Origin of the sequence: Devosia sp. UYZn731 (genome assembly GCF_040546795.1) — a bacterium.
Classification (GTDB): Bacteria; Pseudomonadota; Alphaproteobacteria; order Rhizobiales; family Devosiaceae; genus Devosia.
Genome location: NZ_JBEPOL010000001.1, coordinates 884,217 through 899,035 on the forward strand (window position 1 = coordinate 884,217; position 14,819 = coordinate 899,035).

Annotated in this window: 14 protein-coding genes; 7 read left to right on the forward strand and 7 right to left on the reverse strand. The window is 63.3% G+C overall.

From position 1 onward, the window contains the following. Window positions 1–35: 35 nt before the first annotated feature. The 3 genes from ygfZ to ABIB57_RS04160 all read left to right on the forward strand — a co-directional run bounded on the left by ygfZ (window position 36) and on the right by ABIB57_RS04160 (window position 2,316). Window positions 36–845, forward strand: a complete 810-nt coding sequence (ygfZ, locus tag ABIB57_RS04150) for a CAF17-like 4Fe-4S cluster assembly/insertion protein YgfZ (protein WP_354038658.1) — start codon at window positions 36–38, stop codon at window positions 843–845. A gap of 246 nt (window positions 846–1,091) precedes the next feature. Further along, window positions 1,092–1,694, forward strand: a complete 603-nt coding sequence (locus ABIB57_RS04155; protein ID WP_354038659.1) for an HD domain-containing protein — start codon at window positions 1,092–1,094, stop codon at window positions 1,692–1,694. A 112-nt stretch (window positions 1,695–1,806) separates the two neighbouring features. After that, window positions 1,807–2,316 (forward strand): hypothetical protein, encoded by a 510-nt coding sequence (locus ABIB57_RS04160; RefSeq protein WP_354038660.1) that lies wholly within the window; start codon window positions 1,807–1,809, stop codon window positions 2,314–2,316. A gap of 30 nt (window positions 2,317–2,346) precedes the next feature. On the opposite strand, the gene ABIB57_RS04165 is transcribed toward ABIB57_RS04160, so the two are convergent. The 3 genes from ABIB57_RS04165 to ABIB57_RS04175 form a co-directional block, all read right to left on the reverse strand. Further along, window positions 2,347–3,321: a cell wall hydrolase gene (locus ABIB57_RS04165; RefSeq protein WP_354038661.1), complete on the reverse strand. Its 975-nt coding sequence runs from the start codon at window positions 3,319–3,321 to the stop codon at window positions 2,347–2,349. Between the two features lie 448 nt (window positions 3,322–3,769). Next, the gene (locus tag ABIB57_RS04170) at window positions 3,770–4,315 is read right to left on the reverse strand and encodes a hypothetical protein (protein WP_354038663.1); all 546 of its coding nucleotides are present in this window, start codon (window positions 4,313–4,315) and stop codon (window positions 3,770–3,772) included. Window positions 4,316–4,389: 74 nt separating this feature from the next. Then, window positions 4,390–6,675, reverse strand: coding sequence for a putative PEP-binding protein (locus ABIB57_RS04175; RefSeq protein ID WP_354038665.1), 2,286 nt, complete (start codon window positions 6,673–6,675; stop codon window positions 4,390–4,392). 75 nt (window positions 6,676–6,750) lie between these two features. Here ABIB57_RS04175 and ispH point away from each other — a divergent pair, with 75 nt between their 5' ends. Genes ispH through rnhA form a run of 3 tightly spaced genes read left to right on the forward strand, consistent with a single transcriptional unit; the run spans window position 6,751 to window position 8,733 of the window. After that, the gene (ispH, locus tag ABIB57_RS04180; RefSeq protein ID WP_354038667.1) at window positions 6,751–7,746 is read left to right on the forward strand and encodes a 4-hydroxy-3-methylbut-2-enyl diphosphate reductase; all 996 of its coding nucleotides are present in this window, start codon (window positions 6,751–6,753) and stop codon (window positions 7,744–7,746) included. After that, window positions 7,743–8,270, forward strand: coding sequence for a GNAT family N-acetyltransferase (locus ABIB57_RS04185; protein WP_354038669.1), 528 nt, complete (start codon window positions 7,743–7,745; stop codon window positions 8,268–8,270). The genes ispH and ABIB57_RS04185 overlap by 4 nt, the downstream gene beginning before the upstream one ends. After that, complete coding sequence (gene rnhA, locus ABIB57_RS04190) at window positions 8,263–8,733, forward strand: ribonuclease HI (protein WP_299729663.1); 471 nt, start codon at window positions 8,263–8,265, stop codon at window positions 8,731–8,733. Before ABIB57_RS04185 ends, rnhA begins: the two co-directional genes overlap by 8 nt. Before the next feature lie 143 nt (window positions 8,734–8,876). On the opposite strand, the gene ABIB57_RS04195 is transcribed toward rnhA, so the two are convergent. Beyond that, window positions 8,877–9,857 carry a DUF808 domain-containing protein gene (locus tag ABIB57_RS04195; protein WP_354038670.1) on the reverse strand — a complete coding sequence of 327 codons (981 nt, stop codon included), beginning with the start codon at window positions 9,855–9,857 and terminating at the stop codon, window positions 8,877–8,879. Between the two features lie 64 nt (window positions 9,858–9,921). On the opposite strand from ABIB57_RS04195, the gene ABIB57_RS04200 reads away from it, so the two are divergent. After that, window positions 9,922–10,260: a hypothetical protein gene (locus ABIB57_RS04200; RefSeq protein WP_354038672.1), complete on the forward strand. Its 339-nt coding sequence runs from the start codon at window positions 9,922–9,924 to the stop codon at window positions 10,258–10,260. A gap of 168 nt (window positions 10,261–10,428) precedes the next feature. On the opposite strand, the gene glyS is transcribed toward ABIB57_RS04200, so the two are convergent. From glyS to ABIB57_RS04215, 3 genes are all read right to left on the reverse strand, one after another. Then, window positions 10,429–12,453, reverse strand: coding sequence for a glycine--tRNA ligase subunit beta (glyS, locus tag ABIB57_RS04205; RefSeq protein ID WP_354038674.1), 2,025 nt, complete (start codon window positions 12,451–12,453; stop codon window positions 10,429–10,431). Between the two features lie 66 nt (window positions 12,454–12,519). Continuing rightward, window positions 12,520–12,894: a hypothetical protein gene (locus ABIB57_RS04210; RefSeq protein ID WP_354038676.1), complete on the reverse strand. Its 375-nt coding sequence runs from the start codon at window positions 12,892–12,894 to the stop codon at window positions 12,520–12,522. Window positions 12,895–12,897: 3 nt separating this feature from the next. Then, a complete protein-coding gene (locus ABIB57_RS04215) occupies window positions 12,898–14,817 on the reverse strand; it encodes a DUF2207 domain-containing protein (protein WP_354038678.1) in 1,920 nt (639 codons plus the stop codon). Window positions 14,818–14,819 lie beyond the last annotated feature (2 nt).

Sequence of the window (14,819 nt, forward strand, 5' to 3'; positions counted from 1 at the left end):
GCGCCGGTGAGGCAAGTAATCTTGGGCAAGTCAACATGACCATCCATTTGCGTGCCGACCGCGCCGTGTTCCGCTTTTCGGGGCCGGACGCGCATAAATTACTCAATGACGTGGTGACCGGCCCGATCCCCAGCGCGGGGAACAAGGCGGCCTGGTGGGCGCTGCTATCGCCACAGGGCAAGGTGCTGGCCGAGGGCCTGGCGGGCTGGGCGCAGGAGGCGCTGTGGCTCGATGTCCATGCCTCGGTGGCCGATGATTTTTTCAAGCGGATGAAAATGTACCGGCTGCGCGCCAGCGTGGTGATCGATGATTTGCGGGCGAGCCATCGGGTTGGCTGGGCCAGTGCGGCGGAGCCGGGTGGCGTGGTGCATGAGGGGCGTGTCGGCTATCGGGTGATCGACAGCGCCGACGAGGCCAAGGGCTGGGTGGCGGACGACAGCGATTATGCGCGGGCCCGTATTGCGGCGGGGATTGCCGAACTGGGGCAGGATTTTGCGCCGGACAGCGTGTTTGCCCATGATATCGGCATGGATATTTTGGACGGGATCGACTTCGCCAAGGGCTGCTATGTCGGCCAGGAAGTGGTCAGCCGGATGAAGCATCGCGGCACGGCACGGCGGCGGCCGGTGATCGTGCATGGGGTGGGCGTGGCGGGATCTGTGCTGGCGGGCGGGCGGGACAGCGGGAGTGTTGGTCGCGTGGTGGATGGCGTTGCGGTGGGGATTTTGCGGCTGGACCGGTTTGGGCCGGGGATAGAGGCTACGGCGGAGGGGAAGCCGGTGAGGTTGGAACTGCCATCATGGGCGCCATATGCGTTGGGCGAGGCGAGCGCGGAGGAGGCTTAGGTTCACCGGAAGGCGAGATGGGTTGCGCCAAGACAGCCGCAGCCATTCCTACACTCGATCTTCCCGCGGGCTTGACCCGCGGGCCACTGTCCGCAGGCACGCGCTGCGGTGGGGTGGCGAGAGGCCCGCGGGTCAAGCCCGCGGGAAGGCAGTGTGTGGGGGTAGGCGCCTCCATCCAAAGCTCCCCGTTTGAAGAATCGGTGGCCCTGCCCTACCCTTAAAATTCAATCGGATTTGGGGGGCGGCATGGCACGCGGAAAAGACCGCGCCTGGCAACGGATGTTGTCCGGACGGCGGCTGGATATTCTGGACCCCTCCCCGCTCGATGTGGAGCTGAGCGATATTGCCCATGGGCTGGCGCGCGTGGCGCGCTGGAATGGGCAGACCATCGGGGATTATCCGTTTTCGGTGGCGCAGCATTCGGTGCTGGTGCTGGAGCTGTTCCGTGCGCACAATCCTGATGCCGACGGTGCCGCGCAATTGCAGGCGCTGCTGCATGATGCGTCCGAATATGTGATGGGCGATATTATCTCGCCGTTCAAGGCGGCCATGGGCGGCAATTACAAGGACGTGGAAAACCGGCTGCTCGGGGCGATCCACCTGCGCTTTTCGCTGCCGGCCCTGCCCATTGCGGCGCTGACTAAGCAGATCAAGAAGGCGGATCGCGAGGCGGCGTTTTTCGAGGCTGTGCATCTGGCAGGCTTTGCGGCGCCCGAAGCGCGAAAACTCTTCGGTGAGCCTAGCATGCCCACCTTCGACGTCGACGCCTTTGACCGGCTGATCCGCCCCTGGCCGACCCGCGAAGCCCATGACCGGTTTGTCGCCGCGTTCCACGCCATCACGCTCTAGCGCCAGTGGAGATTAACCCTAACAAAGGATGAACTTTGCTCCGGCGCCGCCAGTATGGGTAATGAAGTGTTAAGAGGGCGCGAACATTCGCTCCATTTCGGGACACACCGCCATGGCTTTGCCGGATCGTAACGTGCTGCTGGGAATGGCTGTAGGGGTACTGTGCGGCATGGGGGTCGCTGCGATCGGGCCGGGCGCCGTCATGGCTGCCTTTGCCGACGAAACGCGCACCGGCATCGATCCGAACGGCCTCGTGAAGTTCGAAGGCAGCACCTACGATGTGCAGTACGACGACACGGTCGACACTACGCCCACCAGCAAGAGCCGGATCAAGAAGGTCGAATTCGGACGCGTCAGCTATGTGGACATCACCACGACCGCCACCGGCACCTATTCGACCGACGCAATGTTCTCGAACAATATCCAGTATCCGGGCATTGAAGTGAACCAAGTGCCGTCGGACAATGCCAGCGCGATTTCAGTCATCGGCATTGGCCGCCATTGGGTCGTGTTGCCGCTGGCGCGCGGCAACTCCTTCGTGCACATCCGCAGCCGCGACCACTCGACTTTCAGCGGCAATGGCGTGACCTGCGTGTTCACCCGGCATACGACGACCTGCTGACGATGAAGAAATCCAGCATGCTTGCCACAATTAGCCGAAAAGCCAGCCGCGTTTGAACTTGTAGAAGATGTGCAGCCCGATCTGGGTGACCTTGGTCATGCGGGGCGCCCAGGCGGGGCGGACGTAGCTGGCATGGTAGTGCGTCGCGTCGGCGACTTCGGTGAGATAAAGCTCGCCCGAGGTGACCTTGCCGGCGATTTCCTCAGCTTGGGCCCAGGATTTTTGATCGTCGATGCGCTCTGGAATACCGTCGCAGGCGAAGGAGAACTGGCAGGAATTGCGGCGCGTCTGGTTTTGATAGACCACGCCGCAGATGGTGTTGGGATAGCGATGATCCTTGACGCGGTTGAGCACCACCTGCGCCACGGCCACCTGCCCGCGATAGCTTTCGCCGCGGGCCTCGAAATAGATCGCGGTCGAGAGACACCAGAGCTGCTTGGCATCGGCCGTCATGACGGCACCGGCGGCATAAGCACCCGTGGCCGGGGCATTGGCGCGGGCATAGGCCAGTTGCTCGGAGGCCTGCATCGGGATGGGCGTCACCGAGCCTTCGGGGGCAAGGCCCGAAATGGCGCGCAAGGCGTCTGAATCCAGCGCCGAATCGAGCCCGGCGATGGAAATGCGCGGCTGGTCCTCGCCATGCGACAAGATGATGGGATCGGCATCGGCGAGTTGCGACTGGCCGGGCGCGGGATGGGCCGGGCCGGCGCGCAGTTCGGCAATGCGCATGCGGGCGCGCTCGAAGCTCATGGCGATGGCCATGGCGCTCGGCGTGGGCCGGTGGCGATCGGATTTTCCCGCGCGGTTGGGGCCAGAGAAGCTGGCGGTATCGGCCAGGGTATTGACCGAGCCGGTGATGATTGCATCGGTGCTGGAGCCGGCCATGCTGGCCTGGATCAGCGCGGGCATGGGCTTGCCCAGATCGCCCAGCCCCTCGGACGCGGGTCCATGGGCGGCGGCGGTAAGGCCCGCGAAACTCAGGGTGCCGATGACGCCCAATGCCAACAGACGGGCAAAAGGATGTCGCCGAGCAACCGCTCTGGCCGCGCCCTTTCGGGCGGCGGGCCGGTGTGGATGGGCCATCAAACGCTACTCAACACTACGCAACAAAACTAATGATCGGCGAAAGTGACGCTAAAATGCCGACGTTCCTGATGATGTCTGATTAGGGTTAGCAGGCGGTAAACGGGCGATGTGACGACAGCGTGGGGAAATGCGGGCGCGGATGTGGCGGGGGATTGTGTCGCAGGATTGTGGGCCATCGGTGGGACAAACTGCTTTTCCAGTCGACACCCTTCCCCTTGCGGGGAGGGATCGAGGGTGGGGGGTGTTTGGCCTCGATCCAAATATCGTGGCTCCGAACGCCCCCACCCATTCTCTCCCGTCATGGGCAAGAGTTGCACCGCGCGCCGCCAGAGTGCGGCGACAAAACCAACGGAGCCGGTGCCCCGCCCTACTCGCAGGCGGCAATGACCGGCGCGAGCGCTTCGTCGAGGCCTTGGACGCGGAAGCGGACCGTGAGCGAACGAGTGCTGACCGGGGTAACGCGGACGGTCAGATTCGTGGCGCCCTGGAACGAATCGAGAAAGGTCTTGGCGTCGCGAGTCACCAGCAGTGCGGTGTTGGCGTCCGTGGTTGGCAAAGTCAGGTTGCGGGCGGCCTGCAGATCGAGTTGCAGGCTGATGCCGGCGTCGCCGCCAATGGGCGACATGGTATTGCCCGCAAAGGCAAATTTGACCGAGAGCACCTTGGCAGAGCAGGCCACCGTCATCACTGCGGCCTGGCGGCCGCTGGGCCGGGCGGGGATCAATTGCTCGGAGTTGAACGACACGCTGCTGGCGGGATCGCCGGGCGCAGCGCGGAAAATGGCGTCATAGCAGGCAAGCCGTTCGGGATCATCGGTCATGGCGGCGCAGGCCGCGCCGTTGCTCTGGGCGAAGGCGGGAGTGGCGGGCAGCAGAGGCAAAAGCAGCAGTGCCAGAACCGGCAAAAGTTTCAAAAGCAACATCCCTATGTGTGCACGGTCTCGTGCCGCGCTGCGCCACACGTATATAGGGTGTGCGGCCGCGTTAGTTAAGCCAGCGCCTGCGCCAGGGTCAGCCGGGCCACCGGGACACGATAGGGTGAACAGCTCACATAATCGATGCCGAGACCGGCAAAGAAGCGCAGCGAGGCTGGATCGCCGGCATGTTCGCCGCAAATGCCGATCTTGAGGCCGGGATTGGTGGCGCGGCCGCGGGCAATGGCCATGGCGATCAATTCGCCGACGCCCTTCTCGTCGATGCTGACAAACGGGTCGCGCTCATAGATGCCCTTACGCTGATAGGCGGCGAGGAAGGTGGGTGCGTCGTCGCGGGAAATGCCGAACGTGGTCTGCGTCAGGTCGTTGGTGCCGAAGGAGAAAAAATCCACCAGCGGGGCGATCTCGCCGGCGCGGAGGCACGCGCGCGGCAGTTCGATCATCGTGCCGAAGGAGAATTTGACCTTGCCAGAGCGCAGCACACCCGAATTGGCGATGATGGCATTGACCTTGTCACGCACCCAGGCCACCTCGCTGACGGTCGACACGAAGGGGACCATGACCTCGAACTCGACTGGTTTGTCCTGAGTCTCGGTGGCCGCGCGAACCCCCGCGATAACAGCCTGCATCTGCATCTGCAGAATTTCTGGATAGGTGATGGCCAGCCGCACGCCGCGGTGACCGAGCATGGGATTGATCTCGGCGATACGCTCCAGTCGCAATCGCAAAGCGCGCACGGCAAGGCCGAGCGACTGGGCGGTTTCCTCGATATCCTCATCGGTGCGCGGCAGGAATTCGTGCAAAGGCGGATCGAACAGGCGGACCGTGACCGGCAGGCCCTTCATGGTGGAAAACAGCTCGGAATAGTCTCCGGTCTGGAAGCCCACCAGCCCATCGACGGCGCGGGCACGATCGTCTTCGTCCTCGCTCAGGATCATGCGGCGCAGCGCCACCATGCGCTCGGTGGAGAAGAACATGTGTTCAGAACGCGCCAGGCCAATGCCTTCAGCCCCGAAGCTGAGCGCGGTTCGCGCCGATTCGACGGTTTCGGCATTGGTGCGCACCTCGATGGTGCGGGAGGCGTCGGACCAGCCGAGCAACGTGCCGATGGCGCCGCCGATATGGGGCTGGGCCAGTGGCAGCACGCCGGCATAGACGTGGCCATCGCTACCATCGATGGTGAGTCGGTCGCCACTACGGAACTCGCGATCGCCGATGCGGGCGATCATTTCGGTGGCATCGACCGACAGGTTACGAACACCGGCGACGCAGGGTTTGCCGGTGATGCGGGCGATAACCCCGGCGTGGCTGGACATGCCGCCGCGCGCGGTCAGGATGCCGGTGGCGGCCTTCATGCCCTCGATATCGGCTGGGCCGGTTTCGTTGACGACGAGGATGCAGTGCTTGCCGCGAGCCCGCAGCCGCGCCGCGTCCTCGGGATTGAACACGATGATGCCGCTGGCGGCGCCTGGCGCGACACCGAGGCCGATGGCGATGGGCGCGGCGTTTTCTGTGGAGCGCAGCCGCGGATGCAGCAATTGCGCCATGCGGGCCGGATCGACGCGGCTGACGGCGTTCTGGGCAGACCAAACCTTACGCGACACGCGATCGACGGCGGCTTCGAGTTCCGCAGCTGGGGTCGCCTGGATGCCGCGCGCGGAGACGAACTGCACTTGGCCGCGCTGAATTGCCACAAGGCAGGTCATGTGGCGGCCCGCCTTGGCGTCGAGCAGGCTGACCAGCGCGTGGATGCCCTCGGGCAGGCGCGGCAGTGCGAAGCCATCGACGGGGGCCGGGCCAAGCGCGCCGGTGACAGCATTGCGGGTCAGGAACTGCTCGAGCTCGCCCGCGGCGGCCGTTTGCACCAGGACGATTTGTCGCGAGCGGTCATCGTCCTGCCTTGGGCCAGACCAGGCTTGGCCGAAGCCGTAGGAATCAAAGGCATTCTTGATGGCCTTGGCCAGCGGGCGGCTAGGATCGACCGCGTCCTCAGGGCTGGCTGGCGGGCTGATGCCGGTCTTTGCGGGCATGAGCCCGCCATTGTGGTGGCTGGCGGAAGTACGCACCACCAGCGTTGGCGGCTTGGCGTCCTCGCCCACCAGCTTGAACAGGCAGGCGATCCAATGGGTGCGCAGCCGCGTGTCCTTACGGGCGCGTTCGGCCTGCAGAGCCTCCCAGGCGCCCCGGGTAATCGCAATGGTCGGGATGGTGGGAAAGCCGGTTTCGCCGACACGGAAAATCCAGCGGGCCTTGCCGGCAAGCAGCTTGAGCTGGCTGGCCGACAGGTTTGCCTTCCCCAGAGCGGGGGCAATCGCAAACATTTCCTGCGCCAAACTCACCGATAAGTCCTTGTCTTCAATCGTATTGCATAATGCCCATCAGTGCCGGTCACCGCAACAAGACTTGACTTGGCCATGATCAGAAAGCATCTCACTGGAATGGAAAAGCGGCCACATCTCGACATTCTGCTGTGCGCCCCGCGCGGATTTTGCGCCGGGGTGGATCGAGCCATCCAGATCGTTGAGCTGGCGCTGGAGAAATACGGCGCGCCGGTCTATGTGCGCCACGCTATCGTGCATAACAAATATGTGGTGGACGGACTGCGCGACAAAGGCGCGATCTTTGTCGAAGAGCTGGACGAAATCCCCGATACCGGAGCGCCGGTAGTGTTTTCGGCCCATGGCGTGCCCAAAAGCGTGCCGGCCGATGCGCGGACGCGCAACATGTTCTTCCTCGATGCCACCTGCCCGCTCGTCAGCAAGGTGCATGTCGAGGCGCAGCGGCATTTTGCCGAGGGCCACGAGATCGTGCTGATCGGTCACAAGGGGCATCCCGAAGTGGTCGGCACGATGGGGCAATTGCCGGTTGGCGCGATCACGCTGATCGAGACGGTGGCGGATGTGGCCACGTTCACCCCACGCGATGCGCAGACTTTGGCCTTTGTGACCCAGACGACGCTGTCGGTGGACGATACGCGCGAAATCGTCGGCGCGTTGCAGGCGCGGTTCCCGGCCATCAACGGGCCGCACAAGGAAGACATTTGCTACGCTACGACCAATCGGCAGGAAGCCATCAAATCGGTGGCGCCAGAGGTCGATGCGATGATCGTGGTGGGCTCGTCCAATTCGTCCAACTCACTGCGACTGGTGGAAGTGGCGGAACGCGCCGGCTGCAAGGTCTCGATGCTGGTAGACCGGGCCTCGGAGATCGACTGGAGCCGACTCGAGGGCATTCGCACATTGGGCGTTTCGGCGGGTGCTTCGGCGCCGGAAAAGCTGGTGGACGAGGTGATCGAAGCGTTCGCTGCGCGCTATGACATCAAGGTTGAGGCGCGGGTGACGGCGCGGGAAAACATCGCCTTCAACATTCCGCGGGAATTGCGCACCATCGCAGCGGCCGCCGGGCAATGAACGAACTGGATTTGATCGAGACCGAGCGGCTGGTGCTCAGCGGCTGGACGATGGACCAGGTCGATGACCTGGTGCGGCTGCATGGCAATCCCAACGTTTCGCGCTATTTGAGCGTGGACGGCCTGCCCTGGAGCGAGACCCAGGCCCGCAAGACGTTGGAAGGCTGGATCGGCCTCTTCGAAACCCGCAAATTGGGGAAGCTTCGGCTGACCCGGAAGTCTGACGGCGCCTTCATAGGCCGGGCCGGCTACGGCATTTATCCCCCCACCGGCGAGCCCGAGATAGGCTACGCGCTCTTTGAAGAGCATCAGGGTCAGGGTTATGCCAAGGAAGCGGCTTCAGCATTGCGCGACTGGATCTTCCGGGACACCGACGCTCCCCATTTTATCGGCTTTGCCGACACCCGCAACGCCCCTTCCCTCGCGGTCCTCCGCAAGATCGGCATGGAGCCGACGCGGGTCGAAACCGAGCCCGGCGGGCTGCTCTGCCAATTCCACATCTACGAACGGCCTGACCATGACTGAAACCGTCATCATCCATACCGACGGGGCCTGTTCGGGCAATCCGGGCCCCGGCGGCTGGGGCGCCATCCTGCAATATGGTGACAAGACCAAAGAACTCTGTGGCGGCGAGCAGCTGACCACCAATAACAAGATGGAGCTGACGGCGGCGATCGAGGCGCTGAATGCGCTGAAACGCCCCTGCACCGTCGAAATCCATACCGACAGCCAATACGTCAAGAATGGCGTGCAGAGCTGGATGAAGGGCTGGAAGAAAAACGGCTGGAAAACCGCCGACAAGAAGCCGGTCAAGAACCTCGAACTCTGGCAAGCGCTGGACGAGGCGACCAAGCGCCACACCATCGAGTGGAAGTGGGTCAAGGGCCACGCCGGCCACGACCTGAACGAGCGCGCGGACCAATTGGCCAATGACGGCATGGCGCCGTTCAAGCAGAAGAAGCGCGATCCGCTGATGCCGCCCGTTTAGGCCCGCTCCTTCACCTCTCCCTTTGGGGGAGAGGTCGACCCTCTTGGGTCGGGTGAGGGGGGCCTCTACTGGGTCAAGTGCCGGTGGAAGGCCCCCTCACCCGTCGCTGCGCGCCGACCTCTCCCTCGAAGGGAGAGGTGAAGTTAGCCCCGCTTGGGCAGCACCCCTTTGATGACCTTCCACGCTGGCGCGATCACGTAGCCGGCGATGGGGATCAGGATTGCTCCCAGCACCAGGCCGAAAACGAAATCGGTGAGCGCCGTAGCAAACCAGCCGGCAAAGCCGGCGATTGACGGCAGCGCCTGCTCGGCCCAATGGGCGGCCCCCTCGATGACAAGTTCGGGACCGTTGAGGCCGAATTGAAAGAGGCCGTGCGCCACGATGCTGCCGCCAACCCAAGTCATGGCGGCGGTGCCGATGACGCTCAGCACCTGCATAAAAACCGGCATGAATACCACGATGCCGCGGCCGGTTGCCCGGCCAGCACCGGTACGCGCATTCCTGGCCATGAACAGTCCGAAATCGTCGGCTTTGACGATCAACGCGACGGCGCCATACACGGCGATAGTGATGAAGACGCCCGCTAGACCCAGGATCATGGCACGCGTCCAGAAATCGGGCACGTCGATAGCCGCCAGAATGATGGTCATGATCTCGGCCGACAGGATGAAATCGGTCTGGATGGCCCCGGCGACGCGTTGATCTTCCATGACTTTGGGATCGACGCCAATGGGTTCGAGCGTGGCCTCATGCGACTCGGCGTTTTTCGGCGCCAGAGCATGGAAGACTTTCTCGGCGCCCTCGTAACACAGATAGGCGCCGCCGATCATCAGCAGCGGCGTGATCAGCCATGGGGCGAAGAGGCTCAGGATCAGTGCCGCCGGGAGCAGGAAGATCAGCTTGTTCTTGATAGATCCCCAGGCAATCTTTCCCACGATCGGCAGTTCGCGGTCGGCCTGGAAACCTTGCACATAGTTCGGGGTGACGGCGGCATCGTCGATCACGGCGCCAGCGGCCTTCACCCCGGCCTTGGCCGCCTGGCCGGCGACATCGTCCAGCGAGGCCGCGCCGATCTTGACGAGGCCCGCAACGTCATCAAGAAGGGCAAGAAGTCCAATGCTCATCGTCGATCCTTTGTAGCGCTAGTGTGACTTGGCATCGCTTGGCCCTTGGCGCAATATCGCGGACATGAAGAAAATACTGCTGATCGCCGCATTCACGCTGACCGCAACGCTTCCGGCGCTGGCACAGTTTCCGCCACCCGGCGTTTATCAATGCGTCGACATGAACGGCAAGGCCTTCGGCATCCTGACCTTGCAGGTGGCCGGCGACTATCAGTTCGACTCCAAGGCCACAGTGGGCGGCAGCGGCCAGGTGGCCTCGTCGGGCAATAGTGTCAACGCGCTCAGCGGGCCGCTGGCCGATATCGGGCTGACCGGCAGCTTCACCACCGACGCCAAGGGCGAAGCGTCGTTCATGTTCACGACGACCATGGGCAGCGTGTTGTGTGCGTTGCCGGCGCAATAGGCTGAGGGGGTAAATATCGGCACCCCGCTTGCTTTCTTCCCGCGGGCTTGACCCGCGGGCCCCTCGCGGCAGACACGTCGTTCAGTTGGTGGGGCGAAAGGCCCGCGGGTCAAGCCCGCGGGAAGGACGGTGGGTGGGGATATCCATTGCAGTCCCGGAGCGACTGCCCTACCCCGCGACCTTCGAAAAGTCTGCCACCAGGTGCATCGTCTCGCGCAGGCGGCTGAGCAGGTTCAGGCGGTTGACGCGGACCATGGAGTCGTCGTCGTTGACCATGACGGCGGTGAAGAACGCATCGACCGGACCGCGCAGGGTGGCGAGTTCGGCCATGGCGCCCTTGTAATCGTTGCGGCCGACATGGGCCGAGACGGCGGCGTGGACGGCATCGACGACGAAGGCCAGATCGGTTTCCTCGGTCAGGCGAAGAAGGCCCTGATCGACGGCACCATTGTAGGTCAGATTGAACTTCTTTTCCTCGGCGGCCAAGATATTGGCGGCGCGGCGATAGCCGGCGAGCAAGTTGACGCCGTCGTCGGAGGACAGCAGTTCGCTAAGGGCAGTGACGCGCTCGATGATTTCGAGGATGTCGTCGCTGTCAGTCGAAATCACCGCATCGACCAGATCGTGACGGGCGCCGGCATCGCGCAGCGTGCCCTTGAGGCGGTCGTGGAAGAAGGACAGCAGATCAGGCTCCACCTGAAGCGGAAAGCGCAGGCCGTTTTCGGCAATGATGCGGATCACACCCAGCGCGGCCCGCCGCAATGCAAACGGATCGCGCGAACCCGTGGGCTTTTCGTCGATAGCCCAAAAGCCGGTGAGCAGGTCGAGCTTGTCGGCCAGGGCCACGGCGATGGCGGTGGGATCGGTGGGAACCTTGTCGGTGGGGCCAAGCGGCTTGTAGTGCAACTCGACCGCATTGGCGATATCGGCGGGCTCGCCCTGTGCAATGGCGTAATAGCGCCCCATCAGGCCCTGCAGTTCGGGGAATTCGCCGACCATCCCGGTGGTTAGATCGGCCTTGGCGAGCATGGCGGCGCGCTTTGCCCGCTCCACGTCGGCACCGACCATGGGGGCGATATCACCGGCCAATTTGACGATACGCTCGACGCGGGCGAACTGGGTGCCCAGCTTAGCGTGGAACACGGTGTCTTCGAGCTTGGGCAGGCCATGCTCCAGCGGGGTCGTCAGATCGCCCTGGTAGAAGAAAGCCGCGTCGCTGAGGCGGGCGCGGATAACGCGCTCATTGCCGGCGGTGATCACGGCGCCACCATCGCTGGCAATGGTATTGGCGGTGATAATGAAATTGGGCGCCAGCTTGCCCGTGGCGTCGCGCAGGCAGAAGCACTTCTGGTTGATGCGGATGGTGGCGATGATGACTTCTTCGGGGAGTTTCAAGAACTCCGGATCGAAGCTGCCCATCATTACCACCGGCCATTCGACAAGACCCGCGACTTCCTCCAGCAGGTTCTCGTCGGCGATGACGCTCAGGCCCTGGGCGAAGGCGAGGTTATCGGCATCGGCCTTGATGATTTCCTTGCGGCGATCGAGATCGAGCACCACCTTGGCGCGTTCCAGCGCGGTGACGTAATCATCGAAACGGCGCACCTTGATGGCGTCGGGCGCGAGGAAGCGGTGGCCGAACGTGGTCTGACCGGAGGTCAGCTCATTGCTGGCGAAGGGGATGACAACGGGGTCTTCGTTTTCCTGGCCGAAGGTGGCGGTGATGGCGCGTAACGGGCGCACCCAATTGAAGCTGCCGCTTCCCCAATGCATGGATTTGGCCCAGGAAAAATCGGTGAGGATTTTGGGCAGGATGGCGGACAGCAGCGTGGCAGCATCGGCGCCGGGCTTTTCGATCTGGGCGATATAGAAATCGCCCTTCTTAGAATCGCTTTCGATCTTGGCCTGATCGATGGAACTCAGCCCCGCCGCGCGCAAAAAGCCGTCGATGGCGGGCTGGGGGGCGCCGACCTTGGGGCCCTTTTTTTCTTCGCGCTTATCGGGCGAGCGGGCCGGCAGGCCGGTCACGGTCAGCGCCAGGCGGCGCGGCGTGACGAAAGCGCGCGCACCCTCGTAGACCAGGCCCGCATCGACCAGCGCGTTGGTGACGGCCTTCTTCAGATCCTCGGCCGCGCGGCGCTGGAAGCGGGCGGGAATTTCTTCGGAAAAAAGTTCGAGCAGCAATTCGGGCATGACGGCGCACCACACGTTAGAGGCGCGGTTTGCCTAGCAAGAGCGTCGTCGGATGTCCAATGCCAATCAATTGGCCGAGGCGGCTAGATGTTGTTCCATGCGTTGGCGTATCGCTACCATCTGGGCAGCGGCCAGATGTTGATAGCCATTGGGAGTTTGCGCCTTGATGCGCTCGAACCGCATCAGCAGGAAGACTAGAACGCGGAGAGTCAGGTCATCGTCGTCGGGCATGGCGAGCAATAGGGCTGTGCCCGGCTCGTCTAAATAGTGACGCGCCACAAGGGTTCGATCACCATCGGCAAAATCATAATCGATGAAGTTGTACCAATAGCCGAACTGGCCCGGTCGCGGCGGGTTAGTATCGCCATACTCGACCAGATGACGCACAGCGACAGGCGCGATGATGTCCTGCCGATAAAGGCGCGTCTCATCTGCCCTCATAGGTTACCACCCACCCCCGCCGCCACCCCCACCGCCCCCACCGGACGATCCACCACCGCCCCCGCCGGAGCTGAACCCTGACGATGAGGCCTGCACTGGCTGGGCCGCGACCATGGCGGCGGTCATGCCGGCTGCGGCGGCGCTGACGGCGTTGGAGATATTGCTGGCCATGTTGCCGGCGCCGAAACCGCTGCCGCCGCTATACCAGAGCGGGGAATAGCCGCCAGTGGCATCGCTGACGGCGTTGCGGGCCAGCTCAGCCTCGAAGTGGTCGCTCCAGGGTTTTTCGACCTCCAGCGCGATGGCATAGGGCAGGATGCGCTCGAAGCGGTCCACGGTCATGGGCGGCTCGCCGGCGATGTTGAGGCGCTCTTTCTCGGCGGTTTCCAGATACATCTTGAAGCCGTCGATCTGGTCCATAACCTTGCGGCCCTGAATGGTGGGCGCGCGCATCAGCACGGCGAAGACCACGGTGATCAGCACGATGGAAATCGCCGCGATGGCAGCGGTGTTGACCGTCAGGTGGGTAAGGGAATCGAGCGCGAAGCCAAAGATGTTGAAGGCCACAATGCTGACCCAGAAGGCGGCGAACAGCTTGGTGAAGATGCTGCCCTTGCCGAGCGAGCTGAACGAGGTTCCGAACAGGCCCAGCACCACGCCAATGATGATCGAGCCGATCAACCAGAGCGGATCGAGCACGTCGAACAGCACCATGGCGCCAAGCAAAGCCAAAGCCAACACATAGCCGAACACGGCATAGCCGATATTGCTCTTGAACCAGGTGGAGCGATTTTCCTTTTCGATGGCGGAAACGAATTCACCGCGCTTCTTCTGCAGGGCCAGACCGTTGGATTTATCGACGGTGACTTCGCGCTGCGCGGCGAAATAGTCGAAAACGATCTGTTCGCCGGACAACATCGGGCCGTCGGGCTTCTTGCCGGTGGCGGTGACGCGCAGGTGGTCGCCGGAATTGTCGATGGTCACCAGGCCCTTGACGCCCAGCTCGAAAATGGTGGCGGTGAAGGCGGTCCAGCCGGACTTATCGAAACCCCATTTGTGCACGTAGTGCACGAGGCCGGGCGAGAAATCCTTGGGCGGGTGGAACAGGGGAATGATGGTCCCCTTTTCCGGGTCCCGGCCAACGCGTGACCAGGCGAGGAAATTGTAGGCCAGTACCAGCAGCGCCGCGATGACGGGAAAAATGACCTCACGCAGGTCCGAAAGCCATTGCAGCCAGGCGTCGAGACCCGTTGGCAGGACCAGCACGCCCTTCTGGAAAGCGACAACGATGCTCATCCCCTCCCCGGCGCCAAGCTCGCGCGTGGTGCGGAAGGTGGCGGTATTGTCCGAGGTGCGGGTGATGGTCACCGCCTGTTCGGTGGAGCCAACCTGGCCGGTATAGCCGGCGGTGTCGGCGATCACCGCGCCCCCGGGCAGCGTCACATTGGCCACCGCATTGACGATCGGGAAAATCCAGTAATTGCCGGTGGCGTTCCAATAGAGTTCGTCGTGGTCCGCGAAGGTGCGGGCCATGCGCGTCATGGTGTAATTGATGACGTAGCGGTGCTTGCCGGGATTGAGAAAGACATCAGGATCGCCGATCCAGATGCGCTGGAAATCGCCCATGCGCTCGACGCGGAAGGTTTCGTCCTGGGCGTCTCGGGTAACCGACAGCACATCGAAGCCGGGGCGGATTTTGCCGCCCTCGGGCCCGAGCAGGGTTACCGGAATATCGCGATAGATGCCGCGCCGGATTTCGTCGCCTTCGGCCTGCACATCGATGGTTTCGGTGACATTGACCGTACCATTGGTGGCCAGGATCACATCGGCGGTGAAATTGCGGATTTCCTCGCGCGCCGCGGCGGGCAGCGCCAGGAGCAGGCCGACAAGCAGGCCAAGCAGAAGCCGGGCGATGGGGCGCATGG